At 62.7% G+C, this 19266-nt stretch carries 18 protein-coding genes and 1 pseudogene; 7 read left to right on the forward strand and 12 right to left on the reverse strand.

From position 1 onward, the window contains the following. Window positions 1-8: 8 nt before the first annotated feature. From F759_RS0115265 to F759_RS0115295, 7 genes and pseudogenes are all read right to left on the reverse strand, one after another. Window positions 9-980, reverse strand: coding sequence for a response regulator (locus tag F759_RS0115265; protein ID WP_027800617.1), 972 nt, complete (start codon window positions 978-980; stop codon window positions 9-11). A 289-nt stretch (window positions 981-1269) separates the two neighbouring features. Further along, window positions 1270-1944 (reverse strand): HAD family hydrolase, encoded by a 675-nt coding sequence (locus tag F759_RS0115270; protein WP_027800618.1) that lies wholly within the window; start codon window positions 1942-1944, stop codon window positions 1270-1272. 58 nt (window positions 1945-2002) lie between these two features. Further along, window positions 2003-2614 (reverse strand): annotated as a pseudogene (locus F759_RS37810) (DUF2894 domain-containing protein); the annotation flags it as partial. A 247-nt stretch (window positions 2615-2861) separates the two neighbouring features. Further along, window positions 2862-3509, reverse strand: a complete 648-nt coding sequence (locus F759_RS0115280; RefSeq protein ID WP_027800619.1) for an OmpA family protein — start codon at window positions 3507-3509, stop codon at window positions 2862-2864. Between the two features lie 5 nt (window positions 3510-3514). After that, window positions 3515-5785: a DUF802 domain-containing protein gene (locus tag F759_RS0115285; RefSeq protein WP_027800620.1), complete on the reverse strand. Its 2271-nt coding sequence runs from the start codon at window positions 5783-5785 to the stop codon at window positions 3515-3517. Window positions 5786-5795: 10 nt separating this feature from the next. Continuing rightward, window positions 5796-6737 (reverse strand): DUF3348 domain-containing protein, encoded by a 942-nt coding sequence (locus F759_RS0115290; protein ID WP_027800621.1) that lies wholly within the window; start codon window positions 6735-6737, stop codon window positions 5796-5798. Between the two features lie 177 nt (window positions 6738-6914). After that, window positions 6915-7562, reverse strand: coding sequence for a helix-turn-helix domain-containing protein (locus F759_RS0115295; protein ID WP_027800622.1), 648 nt, complete (start codon window positions 7560-7562; stop codon window positions 6915-6917). Window positions 7563-7668: 106 nt separating this feature from the next. On the opposite strand from F759_RS0115295, the gene F759_RS0115300 reads away from it, so the two are divergent. Genes F759_RS0115300 through F759_RS0115310 form a run of 3 tightly spaced genes read left to right on the forward strand, consistent with a single transcriptional unit; the run spans window position 7669 to window position 11740 of the window. Next, complete coding sequence (locus tag F759_RS0115300) at window positions 7669-8955, forward strand: MFS transporter (protein ID WP_027800623.1); 1287 nt, start codon at window positions 7669-7671, stop codon at window positions 8953-8955. A gap of 13 nt (window positions 8956-8968) precedes the next feature. Beyond that, entirely contained in the window at window positions 8969-10495 is a 1527-nt protein-coding gene (locus F759_RS0115305) for an amidase (RefSeq protein WP_027800624.1), read from the forward strand. 12 nt (window positions 10496-10507) lie between these two features. Further along, a complete protein-coding gene (locus F759_RS0115310; RefSeq protein ID WP_027800625.1) occupies window positions 10508-11740 on the forward strand; it encodes an NAD(P)/FAD-dependent oxidoreductase in 1233 nt (410 codons plus the stop codon). A 62-nt stretch (window positions 11741-11802) separates the two neighbouring features. On the opposite strand, the gene F759_RS0115315 is transcribed toward F759_RS0115310, so the two are convergent. Then, window positions 11803-12075 (reverse strand): hypothetical protein, encoded by a 273-nt coding sequence (locus F759_RS0115315; protein WP_027800626.1) that lies wholly within the window; start codon window positions 12073-12075, stop codon window positions 11803-11805. A 321-nt stretch (window positions 12076-12396) separates the two neighbouring features. Here F759_RS0115315 and F759_RS44080 point away from each other — a divergent pair, with 321 nt between their 5' ends. Further along, window positions 12397-12882 carry a LysR substrate-binding domain-containing protein gene (locus tag F759_RS44080; RefSeq protein WP_051377288.1) on the forward strand — a complete coding sequence of 162 codons (486 nt, stop codon included), beginning with the start codon at window positions 12397-12399 and terminating at the stop codon, window positions 12880-12882. A gap of 101 nt (window positions 12883-12983) precedes the next feature. Here F759_RS44080 and mctP read toward each other — a convergent pair whose 3' ends face one another. Both mctP and F759_RS0115330 read right to left on the reverse strand, forming a co-directional pair. Then, complete coding sequence (gene mctP / locus F759_RS0115325; RefSeq protein WP_027800627.1) at window positions 12984-14465, reverse strand: monocarboxylate uptake permease MctP; 1482 nt, start codon at window positions 14463-14465, stop codon at window positions 12984-12986. Further along, window positions 14462-14659, reverse strand: coding sequence for a DUF3311 domain-containing protein (locus tag F759_RS0115330; RefSeq protein ID WP_006049469.1), 198 nt, complete (start codon window positions 14657-14659; stop codon window positions 14462-14464). Before F759_RS0115330 ends, mctP begins: the two co-directional genes overlap by 4 nt. A 328-nt stretch (window positions 14660-14987) precedes the next feature. On the opposite strand from F759_RS0115330, the gene F759_RS0115335 reads away from it, so the two are divergent. The 3 genes from F759_RS0115335 to F759_RS0115345 are packed head-to-tail and all read left to right on the forward strand — an operon-like array spanning window position 14988 to window position 17666. Then, window positions 14988-16409 (forward strand): cache domain-containing protein, encoded by a 1422-nt coding sequence (locus F759_RS0115335; protein WP_027800628.1) that lies wholly within the window; start codon window positions 14988-14990, stop codon window positions 16407-16409. Next, a complete protein-coding gene (locus F759_RS0115340; RefSeq protein WP_027800629.1) occupies window positions 16406-17053 on the forward strand; it encodes a response regulator in 648 nt (215 codons plus the stop codon). Before F759_RS0115335 ends, F759_RS0115340 begins: the two co-directional genes overlap by 4 nt. A gap of 55 nt (window positions 17054-17108) precedes the next feature. Then, window positions 17109-17666, forward strand: a complete 558-nt coding sequence (locus F759_RS0115345) for a hypothetical protein (RefSeq protein ID WP_027800630.1) — start codon at window positions 17109-17111, stop codon at window positions 17664-17666. Window positions 17667-17722: 56 nt separating this feature from the next. On the opposite strand, the gene F759_RS0115350 is transcribed toward F759_RS0115345, so the two are convergent. Both F759_RS0115350 and F759_RS0115355 read right to left on the reverse strand, forming a co-directional pair. Continuing rightward, window positions 17723-18208, reverse strand: coding sequence for a hypothetical protein (locus tag F759_RS0115350; protein WP_027800631.1), 486 nt, complete (start codon window positions 18206-18208; stop codon window positions 17723-17725). A 22-nt stretch (window positions 18209-18230) separates the two neighbouring features. Further along, complete coding sequence (locus F759_RS0115355; RefSeq protein ID WP_027800632.1) at window positions 18231-19106, reverse strand: H-NS family nucleoid-associated regulatory protein; 876 nt, start codon at window positions 19104-19106, stop codon at window positions 18231-18233. Between the last annotated feature and the right edge of the window lie 160 nt (window positions 19107-19266).

Genomic DNA, 19266 nt, shown 5'->3' on the forward strand with positions numbered 1-19266 from the left:
GGCACGCGTTAGCGCGCCCGGTTACTCCGCCACTGAACGAACGTGAGCGGCTTGATGCCCGCCTCGGCCACTTCGGACGCCTCGACCGGACTCCAGCAGTAGAAGGCGTCACCCCAGCCGGGAATGGCTTGCGGCTTCAGCATCCTGAATTCGACGCCAGACCGGTAGGCGAGATGCGGCCAGAAAAGCGGCATGACTTCGCGCACCGCCATCTGTCTCAGCAATTCGGCGGGGCCGCTTTCGTCTGCAACGATTTCGCCTTGGGAGATCCAGTCGTGCTCGGCCCACGCGACGAATACGCTTGCCCTTCCCTCGCGGTCGAACATGAGAATCGCGTTCTGCTCGGGACGCCAGTAGTACTCGACGATGCCCTGGTTCTTCACCACTTCGTCGATCACCGCGCGCGTGCGCGGATCGCAATACGTCACGCCGTTTTCGCCCAACGCGAGCCATCCCGTTTCGGAGCAGTGGCGGCTCTTCGCGTCTTTCAGAAAGTGGACGAGCCGGTTTGCCGAATCGGCGTCGGTCTTGCGCAGATACAAATCGACAATGCCGGCGTTGAATGCCTTGACCGCGACAGTTTCGTCGGCGACGCCTGTGAGCAGAATCTTCGCGCAATGCAGGTTGGATATCGACGACAAAAATTCGACGCCGCTCACACCAGGCATGTCGTAATCCACCACCACGGCCGCCACTTCGGAAAAACGGGAATCGCGCGCGAGCACATCGCGCTGCGGCGACGTTTCGACGAAGCGCTCAAAGCCGGTTTCGCTCAGGCACGCAGAAGCCGGCGCAAATTCCAGCGAGTTCTCGCGCGCGTGCTGGCGAATGAAGGCGAGTCCCGCTTGAGGACGCGAGAAAAACAGATTGGTGGAAACGTCCGGAAAGAAACGGCGCAGCGCGTCGAGGTAGTTGTCGTTGTCGTCGACGAAAACAACCGTTGTCGGATAAGAGACGGGTGGTCGAATAAACTTGTTCATATTTTTAGCGTGGTTCGTCAGGCCGCCGCAGGGTCGCTGTGACTGGCTCGCCGGTCACAGCATGCGCTGACGTAAGACACGCCGGCGCGCCGCCATGTGCGTACGCGCCGGTCTTCAATCGCTGGTTGCCGGGCCGGTCCCGTTGAACCATATAGTACAGGGCTCTTGGCATCAACAGTACAAAGTTACGCGTGTTGGCGGCAGCGTATGCGTGCTGAATGAAACGAATGAGCAGCGCCGAAAAGTGCTGCCGCGGCCGTGTTATTTGCTGCGGCTCCGATGCACGCAATCATGGCCGCGCAGCCACTTCGTCGAGATGATCCAGCAGGGCCGCGGGGTCGTCGTAGACGCGCAGCGCGCCCGCTCGCTCCAGTTCTTCGGTGCCGTAGCCGCCCGACAGCAATCCGACGCCGAGCGCGCGACAGCGGCGCGCCGCGAGCATGTCCCAGATGCTGTCGCCGACCACGACCGAGTGCTCGATCTCAACGCCAAGCCGTTCCGCCGCCGCGATGAAAAGGTCTGGGTCGGGCTTCGCGTATTTGACGTCGTCGCGCGTCACGACGACAGCTTTCGCCGGATCGACGCCAAGCGCCTGCAGATTAACCGCGGCGGTTTCCATGCGGCCGCTGGTCGCCACGGCCCACGGCGTACCGGCTTGGGTCAACGCGTCGAGCAATTCACGCGCGCCCGGCAGCGGACATACTTGCGCGCGCAACCTTTGATACGCCGCCGCATGAGCATGGCGAAGACGCTCACTGCGCTCGGCGCTGATGTCGCCGTGCGTCTCACGCAGAAGCTGATTGGTGAAGAGGCCGCCGCTCATGCCGATCTTTCGATGAATCCGCCAGACCGACAGCGAAATGCCTTCACTGTCGAGCGCTTCTTTCCACGCCAGCACGTGTTGATAGACACTGTCGACGAGCGTGCCGTCGAGATCGAACAGAAATGACGTCTGGATACGCATGGTGGGCTCCTTTCGATGGCTACGCCCACCAATATGCCACGGCGCACGCCGCGCGGCATCAGCGCGTCTTGCCGCGAGCGCCCTTTCCGGACGCGCCGGCGCGCGGCGCATCCTTGCTGGGTGGAGCGCCGGAGTTCAATTGCTCGATCCACGACAAAGCGTCGACATACGACAGAAACTGTTTCAGATAGCCTGGCGACAACTCGCGCATGAGCGACAGCGAACGGTGCACGAGGCTGCTCGAATTGAGCGGACCGGCGTTGCCGGGCGCCGGTTGCAGCGACTGCCGCAACTGCTTTTCGGTGCGGACTTTGGCCCACGTCTGCCTGAAATATTCGAGCGCGGGGAGTTCGGGATATGGCGCATGGCCGCGTTGATGATGCCGCGCCTCGCTTTGCATGTAGCCGACGAGTTCGGCAAGCGCGCCGCGTGCAGGCTCATTTTCAGACGATGGCTGAATCGCCGCGGCTGCCGCACGCCCGGCATCGCGGGCATATGCGTCGAGTAGCGCGGAAAGCCTCTCTTCGAGCAGACGCCGCGCCGCGCCGGTATGCGCGGCGGCGCGGCGCTCCAACGTGTCGATGAAATCGAAGCGCAACGGATCGAGGCGGTCGACGCCGCGCGCGCGCGAGGCGTCGAGGGTAGCGCGCGGGGTTGGTGCGGGCGGGCTGGTTGGTGTGGTCTGCGGGGCGGGTGTGGTTTGAGGCGTGAGTGTGGTCTCGGCTGTGCTCGCGGTCTCGGCGGTACGCGCAGTCTGAGCCGGGTACGCGGTCTCAGCAGTGTGCTTGGTTTCGGCCGTATGCGTAGTCTGGGCCGTATGCGTAGTCTGGGCCGTATGCATAGTCTCAGCCGCGTCCCCAGTCCGCGGTCCAATCTGCGAACGGTTCGACATCAGCGTCGCGTCCACCTTCGCCCTGTTACTCACGGGGCTTGCCTGCGGCAGCCGACAGCCGGGGAACCGGCGCTATCTCCACGCGACGATTGCGTGCCCGCCCTTGCTCGTCCGCATTCGAGCTGACCGGTTGTGCCGAGCCGAACGCCGCCGCAAACACGGACGACGCGGGGACGCCTGCATCGATCAACGCGCGGGTCACCGTCAGCGCGCGCTGCGCCGACAGTTCCCAGTTGTCCGCGAAACGGCGGTTGCCTTCGCGCAGCCGCTGGTCGTCGGTGAAGCCGCTCACCATCAGAATCTCGTCGTTCGCGCGCAGATACGCGGACAACGGAGCCGCGAGGCTCTTCAACAGCTCACGCCCTTGCGGCTGCAACTGGTCGGAGTTCAACGCGAACAGCACGTTGCCGCTGATGCCGATCCGCCCGTTCACCAGCGTCACGCGGCCCGCCGCGAGCGGTCCCGCCAGCGCCTGCTCGAGCGTCTTGCGGCGCTGCGTTTCCAGCTGGCGCTGCTTGACCTCCTGATCGAGCTTGTTCGACAGTTCCAGCTGCACGCCGATGACGGCCACGAGAATCAGCATGAACGCGCCAAGCAGCACGGACATCAGGTCGCCGAACGCCGCCCAGATCGGCGCGCCGGGCTCCACGCCGCCGTCGATGTCCTCGCTCATCCCGCTCATGCTGCCTCGGCTCCATCCGCTGCGCGTTGGGCCGCGAGCAGTTGCAGATCTTCGACGATCTGTTTTTGCGACATCACGCTGAGATCCACCACCTCGCGCGCCTGCGCGACGTAGTACGCAAGCTGTTCGTCACTGCGCGCGAGCGACTTGTCGAGAGCGGCTTCGATTCTTTCCAGGTGGGCGACGAGCTTGTCGTTCGACTCGCCGAACCGCTGTACGGCCGCGCCGAACGCTTCGCCGAGGCTCGCGACTTCGACGGCGCCGCCGGTGATCTGCGCGGCAATCGCGCCGATCCGGTCCGCCTCGGCCTCGACCTTCTCCGCGAACCGTGTGCCGACGCGCTCCAGCAAATCCGCCGACGTCGCGACGAGCGCATCCACCGCCGTTCGCTGCTGCGTCGATGCGTGATTGACGGCATCGAGCAGCGTTTCGAGCGTCTCCATCAAGCGGCTGCGCTCCTGCAACATTGCGGTATCGCGCACCATGCTGTCCGAGAGCTTCTGACGCAGTTCGGCGACCACTTCGGCTGCCGCCTTCGGCGCCTCCGACGCCGCCTGCACAAGCCGCGAAATTTCGGCGATCGTCTCGCTGGCATGCGCCTGGGTTTGTGCAGAAATATCGGTCGCGGTCTGCGCGAGCGTGTCGCATATCTGCTGCTGACGGCTCGCCGTGCGCTCCCCTGCTTGCTGCCATTCCTTGCCGAGCGCGGCTGCCATCGAGTCGAGCTTCGAGGTCCACGCAGTCAACCGCTCTTCGCTGCGCTCGCCCACTTGCTGCCACTCCTTGCCGAGCGCAGCTGCCGTCGAGTCGAGCTTCGAGGTCCACGCCGTCAATCGCTCTTCGTTGCGCTCGCCTGCCTGTTGCCACTCCTTGCCAAGCGTGGTCGATATCGAACCGAGCGTCGCCGCCCATGCCGCGAGCCGCGCTTCGTCTCGGGACGCCAGTTCGGTCTGCAAATCCGCATGCGACTGACCGACGCTCCGCACCAACGACGCCGAATGCTGTTCGAAGCTCGCCGCCGCGGCAGAGAGCGTCTGCTCGTGCCGGGCCGCCAGCGTCTCGGCAGACTGCTCCTGACGCGACAGCGCCTCCTTCCACACATCCGAGACGTTGGCCGCCGCGGTTTCCAGCCGCGCGGACATGCCATCGACCAGGCTGGCCGAGCGCTCGTCGAAAGTCTGCGTGAAGCGCTCGAGCGACGCGCGCAACTGCTGCGTCATTTCCTCGTTCGAACTCTGCTGGCCCGCAAGCGCCTTGGTCCAGATATCTGCGACCGTCGCAGTGGCCGACTCGAAACCGCTCGATAAACCATCAAGCTGGCGCTGCACCGCCTGCGTCACGCTCTCGTGCAGCGCCGTGCTCTCACGCGCGAGGCCGGCCATCGTCGCCTGCATGACGGGTTGGAGCGCCTCGCCCGCGGCGCGCGTGCTGTCCGCGACGCTCTCCTTGAGCGACTGCTCGACCGAGGCCGCGAGCCGCGTATAGGCGACCTGCGCCTTGCTGTGGAACGCCTCCTGGCTCGCAAGCTGGCGCTCGTTCAACGTAAGGCTGTGCTGCTCCATCGCCGTCATCATCGTTTGCAGGCGGTCGACCAGCGTCGGCATCAATTCGGCCTGTGTTTGCAGGAGCCGGAAGCTTTCGTCGCGCTGATGAGCCTGCGAGTAGATGCGCAAGCTCGTCGCGATTTCGACGTCGAGCCGTTGCGCCGCTTCGAGCCGCTCGCGGCGGCACAGCGCGGACAGCAGGCCGAGCATCGCCGAGCTTGCGACGCCGGCAATCGACGTGCCGAACGCGAAGCCGAGCCCCTTGACCGGCGCGGCGAGCGAAGCGCGAATGGCCGCGAGGTCGGTTGCGCTTTCGAGCGCCATGCCGGTGCCGCGCAGCGTCACGACCATGCCCAACAGCGTGCCGAGCATGCCGAGCAGCACCAGCAAGCCGACCAGATAAGGCGTAAGTGCAGGCCCCGGCAACGCGACGCGCTCGCCTTCGATACGCAGACGCGCCGCATTGCGCACACTCGGATGCAGCAACTCGAGCCATGCGCCGAGCCGCGGCGGCGGCTCGGATAAACCGGCGACGGCGCGCGCAAGCGTCCCCGTGGCCTGGCTATAGCGGCGCAATTCGAGCGCGCCCGCCAGATAGCAGGCGCCGATCAGCAGCGTGACCGCCAGCGCCAGCCAGTTCGAACCGACATAGCCGATGGCGATGCCGCACACCACGGCGAGACCTGCCGCGAACACAACGAGATCGATACGATATCTGGACATAGTGTCCCAGTTAGCGAGTACGAAGGGCGGCGAGCAGCCCTTCGACCGGTTGTAAACGAATATCCAGCTCAGCAAGCAACACGCTTTGCATGTCCTTGCGGAATACGTCGAGCCAGGCGCCGGGCGGGTCCGCCTGGGCATGCGTCGGCGGTGGTTTTGGGGCGACGGTGCTCGTCGCTGTGCCTGTGCCTGTGCCTGTGCCTGTGCCTGTGCCTGTGCCTGTGCCTGTGCCTGTGCCTGTGCCTGTGCCTGTGCCTAGGGCCGAGCTTGGGTTTGTGCCCGGGTCAGTTCCAACGCTGGCTTCAGCAGCTTCCGTGGTGCTGCTGACGCTGTCGCCGGCTCTTGTCCCATCGTCCGCCGCCTGGGAGGCGGCCTCCGCCTTCTGCGCGGCGTCGCGCAGCCGCTCGAAGTGCCCGGCGAGCAGCATAGGCACGCTCGCCAGCAGATTCCGCTCGCGCTCGCCGAGCGCGCGTTCCATCACGGCGTCCAGCAGCGCGAGACGGCTCATCGCGGGAGCCTTTGCGGCGAGCAGCGCGCGCAGGCGTCCGCGCAAATTGCCGACGCCGGTTTCCATCGACTGCTGCATGGCCTGATAGCGTTGGCGAAACAGCGCGTAGTCCACCGGCACCGCCTGTGCCTCGACATACGCGGGACTGCGGCGCTTTGCGGCGGCAAACGCGCTGTCGCCGGTAATGGTTTTGACGAGCGACGCCCGCACGCGCGCGTATTCCGCCTCCTCAGCGCTGCCGAACGCTCGCGCCGCCGCGGGCACCGCGGGCGGCGCGCCGTTGAGCGCCGAGGACAGCGCAATCGCGTCCGTCCAGCCGAGCCACTGGCTCAGTTGGTCAGAAAGCGATTGCCGGGGTTCGGGAACATCGACATCGGCGAAACCTGCCAGCAGGCGGACGAACGCCGGGCCGCTGAGAGCTGTGCGCTGGGGGGCTTGCAACATACCACCGGATGCAAAAAAGTCAGCAGTTTACACGCTGACGCGGACGACGGCTTCCGTCTCCGAAGATCGGCCCCCAACGCGGACCTCTTGCGGCGTTGCCTGGCGCGTTCCGCAGAGTCCGCGCATTCGCGCCGACGGCCGCACGGTCACGCGATGCTTACCCGCCAGCGCATCCCCTCAGATAGCCCCGCGCGGACGATGCTCGTCCGTATCGACGCAACACACGAGCGCATCGGCGTCTTCGTCGCCGATGCTCAGATAGATGTGTCCAATCGAGCTGTCGAAGTAAAGACTGTCGCCCGGCATCAGCTTGAACGACTTGCCGTTTTCAAAGCGCAATTCGAGCTTGCCGCTCAGCAGGAAAACGAATTCCTCGCCCGAGTGCCGAATGTATTCCGGAAAGTCCGACACGGACCGCGCGTGAATGTGCGCGCGCATCGGCACCATGCGTTTGCCGGTCAGATTGTTCGCCAGCATGCCGTACTCGTAGTTCGGCGTGTCGTAGACCTGCTGCTTGCCCGCCGCCGTGAACGACGGCTTCATCGCACCGGCGGCCGGCTTGCGGCGCCGCCCGAAAATCGCGTCGAACTCGAGTTCCAGCGAATGCGCGAGCGCCGCGAACTTGTCGTAGGTCAGCGCGATGTCGCCGCGCTCGGCCTTGGAGATTGTCGATACCGCAATGCCCGAGCGCTCAGACAAGTCGGCCAGCGTCAGCCCGCGCGCTTTGCGCGCCTGCCGCAAATGCGCGCCCACCAGCTTGTGATCGAGCAAGGGCGGCGCTTCATGCACGCGCGCCTTCTGTTGTTCCACTACGGCTTTGGCCATCTCATCTGATTCCGCTTGCCATGAAAATTTCTCGTATGTGAGAAATTTATTTTTTCTCGTATATGATAACTCACGTCGATTCCACCTTTTCTGTGGGAACCCTATCGTGTCTACCCTTGCACTCAGTAAGTCCGGTTTGACGAAGACCCGCGTCATCACCGCCACGACCATCGGCACGGCGCTCGAATTTTACGACTTCACGATCTACAGCTTCTTCGCGATCCAGATCGGGCAGTTGTTCTTTCCGGGCGCGTCGCCGGTCAACCAGTTCCTGCTGTCGATCGGCGTATTCGGCGTCGGCTTCGTGGTCCGGCCGCTGGGCGGTGTGGTGATCGGCGCCTACGCAGACCGCGCGGGGCGCAAAAACGCGATGGTTCTGACCATCATGCTGATGGCGCTGAGTTGCGCGATGATCGCGTGCGCGCCCACTTATGCGGTTGCGGGACTCGCCGCGCCGTTGATCGTGCTGGTGGCGCGCCTGATTCAAGGTTTCGCGGCGGGCGGCGAGTTCGGGCCCGGCACGACGCTGCTAGTCGAATATGCGACCGACAACACCCGCGCCTTCTTCGCAAGCTGGAATTTCGCCGCGACCGCAGCGGGGCTCGTGCTCGGCGCGCTCGTCGCGACGCTCGTCAACGTGCTGCTGCCGAAGCAGGCGGTGCTCGAATGGGGCTGGCGTATTCCGTTCGTGCTCGGCATCGTCGCGGCACCGGCCGGTATGTTGATCCGCAGGCGCCTCGAAGAAACGCTAACCGCGCGCGAGCCCGGCGAACCTGCGCCGCGCGGCGCCCTCAAAGCCGCGCTCACCACGCACCTCAAGCTGACTATTCTCGGCACGTTCGCCGAATTGGGCGGCTCCGTTTCAGTCTACATCACCGCGTTTTTTCTGCCGAGCCATGCGGTGCGCGCGCTGCATCTTTCTTCCACGGCCGCGGTGATCTCGGGTATCGTCAGTTCGCTCGTGCTCTTCGTTGCGGCGCCGCTCGCCGGCATGCTGGCCGATCGCTTCACCCGCAAGCGCGTGCTGGTGATTTCGCGCGTGGTCATGCTGTTGCTCGTGTATCCGGCGTTCGCGTTTCTGAGCGCGCATCCGTCGATGGTTGCGCTTTGCATCGTCTCTGCACTGCTCGCCGTGTTCGTATCCGGGCAGATCGTGCCGGTGCTGGTGATGATTCCGGAACTGTTCCCGAAGCATGTGCGGGCAACGGGAATCGCGTTGACGTATGTGGTGAGCGCTTCGTTCTTCGGCGGCTTCTCGCCGTTTATCGCAAGCTGGCTGGTCGCGCGCACGGGCAATCCGCTCGCGCCGGCCTGGTACGTCGCCGCTGCCTGCGCAATCTCGCTGGTGCCGGTAATCTGGCTGAAAGACCGTACCGGCGAAGCACTTGCCTGATGAAGAGGATGCAATGAGTCAAGACAACGAATTGACCGGCCGCAGCGCGGTGGAGTTGCGCCGCATGATCGGCGCAAGGGAAATCTCGCCTGTTGAACTGCTCGAAGCGTGCATCGCGCGAATCGAGGCTATCAATCCCGCGGTAAACGCGATTACCGCGACGGATTTTCCGGCCGCGCGAGCCGCCGCGAAGCGCGCCGAAAAGAAGGTGCTCGACGGCGAACCGCTGGGCCTCCTACATGGCTTGCCGCTTGGCGTGAAGGATCTGGAAAACACGGCCGGACTTCTTACTACCTACGGCTCGCCGATGTCGCGCGGCAACATTCCCACGCATGACGTCGTACTCGTCGAGCGCTTGCGCGCGGCCGGCGCGATCGTCACCGCCAAGACCAACGTCCCGGAACTGGGTGCGGGCGCAAACACGCGCAATCCTGTCTGGGGCGCAACCGGCAATCCGTTCGATACCGCATTGAACGCCGGAGGTTCGTCTGGTGGCTCGGCAGCCGCGCTCGCGTGCGACATGCTGCCCGTATGCACCGGCTCGGACACCGGCGGATCGCTGCGCATTCCCGCTTCAAAATGCGGCGTCGTGGGCTTTCGTCCGACGCCGGGACTGGTGCCGAATTCTCGTAAGTCGTTAGGGTGGACGCCGATTTCGGTAGTAGGTCCAATGGGGCGCACCGTCGCTGAAGCGTGTCTGCAACTTGCGGCAACTGCTGGTGTGTCCGCAGGCGACCCGCTCAGTTTTCCCGTCGATCCGCAGAGCTTCGCTGCGCCTGTCGACATCGATCCCGGCACCTTGCGTGTCGGCTGGACAGAGGACTTCGGCAGTTGCGATGTCGATGCATCGATCCGTAAAGTGTTTCGCGAGCGCATCGCGCTAATCGCGCCGTCGTTCCGTTCATGCGAGGAAGTGCGTTTCGGTCTCGGCGACGTACATCGCTGTTTCGACGTGATTCGCGCGGAGAGCTTCGTCGCTGGTCTGCACGACGCTTATTCGCGCGACCCAAACCAGCTTGGTCCGAACACGCGCGCCAATTATGAACTCGGCGCCAGCATGAGTCTCGCCGACAGCGCCTGGGCGCAAGCCGAGCAGACGCGCATCTTCAAACGCTTTCAAGCAGCGTTCCAGCAATACGACGTGATCCTCTCGCCGACCACGCCGGTTTCGCCGTTTCCGTGGCAACAACTCTATGCCGCACAAATCGAAGGGCGCGAGCAAGACAACTACTACCGCTGGCTCGCGCTCACTTACGTCGTCACGCTGACCACGCATCCCGCGGTGTCGCTGCCTTGCGGTGTGGATCATGCGGGCATGCCGTTCGGCCTGCAGATCGTCGGCCCGTTTCACGGCGACCGCAAGACGCTTGGCGTCGCGCACGCAATGGAACAGATGTTCGCGCAATCACCGGTTTTGCGACGGCCGCGTCCAGACCTGTCGAAGCTCACGAAGCCGGATGCATCGCTGAAATCCATCGTGACGTCGCCTCCTCTTTTCGACGAGTCCACCGCGAACGGCTCGGACCTCTCGGCGGTTTAACCGATGACTGCAATCAAATTCGATACCCTAGTGCTAGGCGCCGGCATTGTCGGCGTATGCGTGGCCGTGCATCTGCAAAAACGCGGCCGGCAGGTTGCCTTAGTGGACCGCAAGCCGCCCGGCAACGAGACATCGTTCGGCAACGCCGGATTGATTCAGCGCGAAGGTGTCTATCCGTATGCGTTTCCGCGCGGGCTCGGCGCCCTGCTTCGGTATGCGGGCAACCAGTCGCTCGACGTGCGTTATCACGCCGATGCACTGTTCCATGCCGCGCCGTTCCTGTGGAAGTACTGGCGCAATTCCGATCCAGCGAAACATGCGGCGATTGCGAGGTCGTACTCGACGCTTATCGAACACTGTGTGAGCGAGCACCGCGCGTTGGCCGCCGACGCGGGCGCGAGCGCATTGCTGCGCCCCACCGGCTGGATCAAGGTATTTCGCAGCAACGCGGCTCACGACGCGGAAATACGCCTCGCGGAGCAATGGCGCCGCGAATATGGCGTCGAGTTCGAAGCGCTCGACGCTGCCCGTCTGCAGCAGGCCGAACCCGATCTCGACAAGGCATTGCAAGGCGGTCTGCGGTACACGCAGGCGGATTCGGTGAACGATCCCAACGCGCTCGTCACCGCCTACGCGAAATACTTCGAGGCACTCGGCGGACGCTTTTTTGCCGGCGACGCGAGCACCCTTCGCAATGGCTGGGAGGTGACGACAAGCGCGGGGACGATCGCGGCGTCTTCAGTCGTCGTCGCATTAGGGCCGTGGTCGGACGCGCTCAGTTCGCGGCTCGGTTATCGCCTGCCGCTCGGCGTCAAGCGCGGCTACCACATGCACTACGCGCCGCGAGAAGGGGCGCGGCTCAATCATCCGGTGCTCGACGTGGAAAACGGCTACCTGCTCGCGCCAATGGCGCGCGGCATCCGCTTGACGACAGGCGCTGAAATCGCGCTGCGCGATGCGCCGAAAACGCCCACGCAACTCGCCGCCGTCGAACCGATTGCGCGCACGCTGTTCCCACTGGACAGACGTCTCGACGATCAACCGTGGATGGGCGCACGGCCTTGCACGCCCGACATGATGCCGGTCATCGGGCGCGCAGAAAAACACCAGGGCTTATGGTTCGCGTTCGGTCACGCACATCACGGACTCACGCTAGGGCCGGTGACAGGCCGCCTCATCGCCGAAATGATGACGGGTGAGCAAACGCTGGTGGACCCGCAGCCCTTCAGGGTGGACCGGTTCTAGCGGCCAATGTGAGCGGCGTTTTTGCCGCTTGCCTGGCCCGCTGCCGATATCGCTCGCTGGCTTTAGTGCAGCGGTTGCAGCACGGCCCAGCGGGTCCAACCGCCGTCGTGCCCCGCCACGCTGACACGCAACGCGCGCGAGCCGTCCGCAAAGATCAGCGATTCGGTGCGGCATGCATCGCAATCCGGAACATCGCGTAAGGCCACGAAGCCGTGCTCGTGTTTGAACGTCAGATTTCCTTCGCGCAGTATGCCGAGGTAAGACGGTTCCTGCTCGTCAAATGGCTGAACAGTGCAACGGTTCAGCAGTACTGCAGCAACTTCTGCATCGCACATGGTCTCTCTCCTGACTGGTATAACAGCGCCCGTGCCGGGGCGCCCTATGTTGTCGTTTTTATGAGGGCATTCTAGAATGCGTCCGCAAAAACTTCACCTTCTATTGCGGTTCCTCATCTCGGTAGGGGTCGTTCATTCAGGCGGGCGGCGCGCCAAGGCGCCCGCGCATTGCGCAGCGCTGCCCGGGCGGCTGAACAGATATCCTTGCAGTGCGTCGCAACCCATGTCGCGCAGCGTCGCAGCTTGCTCTTCGGGCAGTGTCAGGGGTGCCGCGCGAACGCTCGACTCCTCGCCGCGCAAATGACACGCGCGCATCACGCAATGAACGCGGTGCGCGGCGAGCCGAGCGGGCGTCTTTCCATTGCCGTCACCGCATGGGTCGTGCTGACGTTTCTGCCGGAAACAGTGGAGCGCTTTCGCGCGAAAATGCCGGAGATACAGTTGGAATCATTCGAAGGCTTATTGGCGATCGCGACACCGCGCCTACGCGACGGCACGCTCGACGTTCATGTGGGCCGCCAGGCGCCGGGCGCGACGAGCTGCGACTTCCTCTACCAACCGCTGTTCGCATCCAGCCGCGCCGTCGTGGCGCGGCTGGATCATGCGCGTGCGGAGTGCCCTTCGCTGGCGGAATTGCTCGACGCCGACTGGCTTCTCCACTGTCGGCAACATCATGCGTACCGGCGAACCGGCCGACGCCGCGTCGCGATGCTTTATCGATTGCCTGATCGAAACGATCCGCGACGAATCGTGGGCCCGGACGGTAAACTTCGCCGGGCAATGCAATCAGTCGAAGTACTCGTTTAGTGCTTTTTTGGTCTACACCGGTTCTGCGTTCTTTTAATAAAGCAAAACGCCGCGAGCCCAAAGGCTCGCGGCGTCAGCTAGGCTAAACGAGAACCGGACAATCAGGCACTGACCGCCACTCGGCGTGGCGACACCGCAGAGACAACAAACGTCACGACAACGTTCACCACCAGTGCGATAAGGCCGATATAGACCGGGTAGACTGCGTCGCCGAGATGCAGCGCGAACACCGGCTTGAGTCCCTGCGAAATCGCGAGCGCCGTGCCGAGCACGATACCCACGAGCCAGCCGGCGAACAATCCCGGCGTATTCAAACGCCGCGTGTACAGCGAGAACACGATGGCCGGGAAAATCTGCAGGATCCACACGCCGCCGAGCAATTGCAGGTCGATCGCATATTGCGTGGGCAGGAAGACGATGAACAGCAGCGCGCCGAACTTCACCACCAGCGACACGATCTTTGCGTTCGACGCCTCAGCCTCCGGCGTAATGTTGGGCGACACCAGCGGACGCCACAAATTACGCGTGAACAGATTGGCCGCGCCGATCGACATGATCGCTGCGGGAACCAGCGCACTGATCGCGATCGCTGCCGCGGCGAACCCCACGAACCACGACGGAAACAGCGTGTTGAAGAGCGCCGGCACCATGTCCGAAGCCGACTTCACATGCACGCCGGCCGCAATCGCCATATAGCCGAGCAACGCGATCAGACCGAGCAGCAGCGTATAAGCCGGCAGGAAGATCGCATTCTTGCGGACCGTATTCGCCGACGAGGAGGACAGCACCGCCGTCATCGTATGCGGATACATGAATGCCGCGAGCGCCGAACCTAATGCGAGCGATGCATAAGCGGTGAATTGCGTCGGCTTGAGAATGATGCCGGTCGCGCCGCCCTTCGCCTTGAAATAGGTATCCGCTGCATCGAACACATGGGCGTAGCCGCCGAGCTTCGCGGGAATCAGCCACACGGCCGCGATCACGACGATGTAAATCATGATGTCCTTCACGAATGCGATCATTGCCGGAGCGCGCAAGCCGCTTGCATAGGTATATAGCGCGAGAATCACGAAGGCGACGATCAGCGGCAATTCGCCGGTCACGCCAAGCCCCTTGATCACCACTTGCATGCCGACGAGTTGCAGCGCGATGTACGGCATGGTCGCGACAATGCCGGTCAGCGCGACGGCAGCCGGAAACCACTTGCCGCCGTATTCGCCCTGCACGTAGTCCGCTGCGGTGATGTGGTTCTTCGCATGCGCGACTTTCCACAGTTTCGGCATCACGGCGAACACGAACGGGTAAACGATGATCGTGTAGGGCAACGCGAAAAAGCCATAAGCGCCGACGGAATAGACGAGCGCCGGCACGGCGATCACTGTGTATGCCGTGTAGAAATCGCCGCCCACGAGAAACCACGAAATGACCGTACCGAACTGCCGGCCGCCGAGACCCCACTCGTGCAATTGCGTGAGATCGCCGCGCTTCCAGCGCGCGGCAAAGAAGCCGATCACCGTCACAAGAGCAAAGAACGCGATGAAGACGGTCATCGCCACCGGATTGACAGGATTCAGATCGCTCATTTGACACCTCGATACACGACGTAAATCAGCAGCGAGGTCAACGGCACCCACAAGAACTGATACCAGTAGAAGAACGGAAAGCCGGCAAACGACGGACGCGTGTCGTTATAGAACGGCAGCCACAACAGCGCGATATACGGGAGCAAAAGAATGAGCCAGAGCCATGACCGGCCGGCGGATGGGGAGGTCTCCATGTACTTCTCCTAGGTCTATTATTGACACCGCGGGTCCAGATTCGTGGTCCGGCACGCGGGAACCCGGTACCGGGTATCTGCTTGCAATACCCGGTGCAAAACCGGAACCTGCTTTGGCGCACTGCTAACGTCCAATGAACCCGAGCATTAACCAAGCCCGACTCAGAACGCTCGTACGAATTGCGCGTCGCAATGACGGCGACGGCGGCCCACAAGACGCAGTACGCCGCGGGGATGTAGTATTCGCCTTCGTAAGCGTCCTCACAAGCGCGCAACTACGTAAGTCGGCTACGTATTACTACGTAGCCGACCGGCCGTCTTTTCAACGATGAAACTCAAAGCCAAGATTGTTTTGCTGGCAATCGTGCCATTTCTCGCGGCTATCGCCAGCATCGAAATCGGTGTGCGCAGGGAAGCGACTGCACTCGCGCAAACGCAGCACGCAACCACTCAGGCTGCGTACCTGGCGAGCAAGGAAATCGAACTCAAGCATTACGTCGAACTGGCTACTTCAGCGATCGCACCGCTTTACGAAGCGGGCCACGACAACGCACGCGACGATGCGCTGCGCCGCACGCGCGCGCTCGACGTCCTCGAAAAGATGGATTTTGGCAAGGACGGTTATTTCTTTGTCTACGATATGCACGGCCGCTCGCTGATGCATCCGCGCGAGCCGGATCTGGTGGGGCGCGATCTGTCGGAGTTGCGCGATCCGCAGGGCGTGCCGACCATCCAGAGGCTGCTCGCCGCAGCCTCACGAGGCGGCGGCTATGTGCGTTACCTATGGCATCGGCCGTCAACGGGCAAGGTCGCTTCGAAGCTTGGCTACGTGGTGCCGCTCGAACGCTGGGGCTGGATGATTGGCACAGGCATTTATCTGGACGACGTCGACACGACGCTCGCGCATATCGACGAACGGGCGGCGATCAATATCGACCGCACGATGATGTGGATCGACGCGATTGCGCTGGCGGGGCTCGCCGCGATTGCATTGTGCGCGCTCGTGCTCAACGTCACCGAGTATCGCAGTGCGGATGCGAAACTGAAGCGGCTCGCGCAGCAGGTAGTCGAGTCGCAGGAGAACGAACGCGCGCGGCTGTCGCGAGAATTGCATGACGGCATCAGTCAGATGATGGTGTCCGTAAAACTGCTGCTCGAATCGGCGCTCGCGCGCTTCGAGCACAGCGAAACACGTGTGCCCGCCGCCGAGGCGGCGCTCGCCACGAGCCTTACGCGTCTCAGCGATACGTTGCGCGAAGTGCGCCGCATTTCTCATGCACTGCGCCCGTCGATGCTCGACGACCTCGGTGTTGCGGCGGCAATCGAACAGCTCACGCGCGAACTGAGTGAGCAGTCGGGTATTGAAATCGGCTTCACGCAGATCGCGCATACTCATGCCGCGTCTTTGCCCGATGCGGTCAACACAGTGCTGTTTCGCATTGCGCAGGAAGCGCTGACGAACATCGTGCGCCACGCGCACGCGTCGAACGCTGCGCTCGCACTTGAAGTCTCCAACGATGCAGTCACGCTGACAATCGCGGACAACGGTTCGGGTTTCGACGTCACGCACGCCTTTGTCGGCCGCCGCTCGGGCGTGGGCCTGCGCAACATGCGCGAGCGCGTGGAAGCGCTAGGCGGTACCCTCGCGCTCAATTCGCAGCCCGGCCATACGCTCGTCACGGCGCGCGTGCCGCTCGGCTTCGGCACAACGGAGCTCAACACGCAGGGTTTGCAGGAAACCTCTTCATGAACGACATATCGCACGCAACTGCCCGCCTGATTCTAGTCGACGACCACCCGCTCGTTCGCGACGGTTTGCGTGCGCGGCTCGAAGCTGTGCGCAATATCGAGGTTGTCGGTGAAGCAGGCAATGCACAGGAAGCGCTTGCGCTCGCGGCAAGCCATGAACCCCACCTGGTGTTGATGGATGTCGGCATGAACGGAATGAACGGCATTGCGCTCGCCGGCATGTTCCATGAGCGCTTTCCGGCAATCCGAGTACTGATGCTGTCGATGCACGACAATCTCGAATACGTCACTCAGGCGGTGCGCGCAGGCGCCAGCGGCTACATACTGAAGGATTCACCGGCAACGGAAATCATTCAGGCCATTGGCGCAGTGCTCGACGGCAGGACGTATTTCAGCGCGGGACTCGGCGCGCGGCTGATTCATGCGTCGGCCATGCAATCGCCGGTCGAACGGCTCACGCCGCGCGAACGAGATATTCTCGATGCGCTCGCCGAGGGCTTGTCGAGCAAGCAGATCGCTCAACGCAACGATCTGTCGGTGCGTACTGTGGAGACGCATCGCCTGAATCTGAAGCGCAAGCTCGATATCGAAGGCCAGGCTGAATTGATCAAGTTCGCGGTTGAGAACCGGCGCACGAGCCGCTAGTACGAAAGAACGTCTCGCTGCGCATCGAGTGGAGACAATGACAATGAAACTTTTAATGCGGCGGCCGGTAAGTGCATTGCAATGTGCCGCCATATGTTTAGCTGTGTCGTTGGCTTCAGCATCACCTCGCGCTCATAGCGAAGAACCGCGCATTAATCGTGGACATGATCCGTTCTTCCAGATATCCAAAGCGATCGAGGGATGCCCCGTACCGCTGGGGCCGCTCGAAACCGAACAGGAATGGCTGGCGGACAGCCATTACCGCATTGAACGCGGCAACAGTTGCTGGATAGAAGGCCGTTGCCGTTTATCGAACGCCTATTTGTACGACGCCGAGATCGCCGAGGCCGTGCAGCGCCGACTCGCCAATATCAATGCCACGACGCACTGGCGCGAACGGTCGACGCTGTGGCTCACGTTGCAACGCCGCTTTATCTATGTGCAGGGTTGCGTTGCGCGAGGCTTTGACAAACAGTCGTTCATCACGGAACTCGCGAAAACCGCAGACGTCGAACGTGTAATCGACGACACGACGACTAACCCACATGCCGCGCGACTGCCGTATAAAACGCTTGCGGAACCAGACCGGCCTGTCGTCGATCCGGGCAACTAGCGCGCTAGCAAAAAGTGAATGGCAGCAGCAGCGAAATGATGCCGCCGCTGATTGGCTTACCGCACCAATGCAAACGCTTCGCGGCTGGCGATCTCCGCTGCGCCATACACGCCGACCACGGTGTAATCGGACGCTACGCACTCAAAGGTCGATTCCTGAAACGTAATGACGAAATGGCGCCTCGCGACCTCCGGCAGTGAGATTGCGGAAAGCTCTTCGGCAAGAGACGAGTTGACGACTTCGTGGACCGAATAAGCCACGAGACCTTGTGTTGCAAGCGGATGAATTTCCATATCGCGCTCGCCTGGCGGCCCGAGTCGATGAAACAATGTGTCGGGAAATAGCACCGCGCAGAACGGGTCGTCGTCCGGATCGAATGGGCCGAACCGCTCGAAATCGGACTCCGCAATCGGATAAGCGAGAATCACGCGGCGGTCGCTTGCGACAATGAACGGTTCCGCAGCATCTGCTGCCGGTTGAGGAACTGAGTCCAGCAGAAGAACCTGGTCCTCCTGCTGGGATGATTCAAGTGCACTGGTCATGTACTTCGCTGTTCCAGTACGCTTACACGCCAGCTTGAACGGCCGAAGCGAGCGGTGCGGGCGTGCTCACTACTGCGGCATCGGCTTTTGCGGCCCTCTTGCGGCCCGGCGCCTTGCCGACGGCTTTCGTTACCGCTTTCGTTCCAGCCGTTTTCGCGGCTGCCTTTCGCGCGGTGACCTTCTTCGCAGCGGGTTTCGCCGCGGCTTTTTTAGCCACTACCGATTGCGCTCCCGTCTTTGCCTTTTTCGCCACAACTTTTTTCGCGGCGGCCTTTTTGCTTACCGCGCCACTCGTGGCTGCCGACTTCAGCTTGCCTGCCTTGCCCGCCGTTTTCTGACCGGCGCCGCTGGCCGCGGCTGTTGCACCGCTATCGATAAGGAACCTCGTGCGATCCTTCACCGATGCGAGCCATGCAGGCGCCGGGCCGCGTCCGCTCCACGTCGCGCCGGTGGTGGGGTGCCGATACTTGGGCGGTTGCGCGCCTTTCGGCTGACCTTTGCCTTGCGCGTGAGTAGCGCCAGTAGCAACGAGCCTGGGCGAGCCGACCGCTTCGCTTGCGCCGTCGATCAGAAACACACTCCGGTCTTTCGCACCGGCAATCCAGCCGGGCGCGCGGCCGTGTCCGGTCCAGGTCGCGCCTGTTTTATGGTCGCGGTACTTGGCTATTTTCTGACCGGGAGCGGCAAGCTTTGCCTTGCCGCTCCCGGCATAACCGTTAAGACCATTGGCTGCGCGCCGTGCTTTTGCTTTGGCTTCGATATCTGCGGTGGTCAGGCCGTGCTTGAGCATCAACTCGCGAATCTGGTCGATTGCGACTTGTGCTTTCCTTGCAATCAGGATGTCAGCTTGCGCCTGGAGCTTCTTGAGCTTTGCTTGGATCTGCTCTAACGTGGGCATTGAATTGCTCCTTATGTGGTAATCGATCGAACTATGCCATGAATAGCGTCAGAAAGGCATAGTCGAGTGGCCGTGAAAACCCCAGTCTATTTCCGCTACGCGTGCCGGAGTACGAAACTTTCTTTGATTCACTCCATAGACGCCTTTTGCGTGCCTTCGT

It is taken from the genome of Paraburkholderia dilworthii, from assembly GCF_000472525.1.
GTDB classification, from domain to species: domain Bacteria; phylum Pseudomonadota; class Gammaproteobacteria; order Burkholderiales; family Burkholderiaceae; genus Paraburkholderia; species Paraburkholderia dilworthii.

Excerpts from the sequence above, each read along its gene's own strand:
- F759_RS0115265 (WP_027800617.1), bottom strand. The coding sequence starts at position 980 with ATGAACAAGTTTATTCGACCACCCGTCTCTTATCCGACAACGGTTGTT.
- F759_RS0115270 (WP_027800618.1), bottom strand. The coding sequence starts at position 1,944 with ATGCGTATCCAGACGTCATTTCTGTTCGATCTCGACGGCACGCTCGTC.
- F759_RS0115280 (WP_027800619.1), bottom strand. The coding sequence starts at position 3,509 with ATGAGCGAGGACATCGACGGCGGCGTGGAGCCCGGCGCGCCGATCTGG.
- F759_RS0115285 (WP_027800620.1), bottom strand. The coding sequence starts at position 5,785 with ATGTCCAGATATCGTATCGATCTCGTTGTGTTCGCGGCAGGTCTCGCC.
- F759_RS0115290 (WP_027800621.1), bottom strand. The coding sequence starts at position 6,737 with ATGTTGCAAGCCCCCCAGCGCACAGCTCTCAGCGGCCCGGCGTTCGTC.
- F759_RS0115295 (WP_027800622.1), bottom strand. The coding sequence starts at position 7,562 with ATGGCCAAAGCCGTAGTGGAACAACAGAAGGCGCGCGTGCATGAAGCG.
- F759_RS0115305 (WP_027800624.1), top strand. The coding sequence starts at position 8,969 with ATGAGTCAAGACAACGAATTGACCGGCCGCAGCGCGGTGGAGTTGCGC.
- F759_RS0115315 (WP_027800626.1), bottom strand. The coding sequence starts at position 12,075 with ATGTGCGATGCAGAAGTTGCTGCAGTACTGCTGAACCGTTGCACTGTT.
- F759_RS44080 (WP_051377288.1), top strand. The coding sequence starts at position 12,397 with ATGAACGCGGTGCGCGGCGAGCCGAGCGGGCGTCTTTCCATTGCCGTC.
- mctP (WP_027800627.1), bottom strand. The coding sequence starts at position 14,465 with ATGAGCGATCTGAATCCTGTCAATCCGGTGGCGATGACCGTCTTCATC.
- F759_RS0115330 (WP_006049469.1), bottom strand. The coding sequence starts at position 14,659 with ATGGAGACCTCCCCATCCGCCGGCCGGTCATGGCTCTGGCTCATTCTT.
- F759_RS0115335 (WP_027800628.1), top strand. The coding sequence starts at position 14,988 with ATGAAACTCAAAGCCAAGATTGTTTTGCTGGCAATCGTGCCATTTCTC.
- F759_RS0115340 (WP_027800629.1), top strand. The coding sequence starts at position 16,406 with ATGAACGACATATCGCACGCAACTGCCCGCCTGATTCTAGTCGACGAC.
- F759_RS0115345 (WP_027800630.1), top strand. The coding sequence starts at position 17,109 with ATGCGGCGGCCGGTAAGTGCATTGCAATGTGCCGCCATATGTTTAGCT.
- F759_RS0115350 (WP_027800631.1), bottom strand. The coding sequence starts at position 18,208 with ATGACCAGTGCACTTGAATCATCCCAGCAGGAGGACCAGGTTCTTCTG.
- F759_RS0115355 (WP_027800632.1), bottom strand. The coding sequence starts at position 19,106 with ATGCCCACGTTAGAGCAGATCCAAGCAAAGCTCAAGAAGCTCCAGGCG.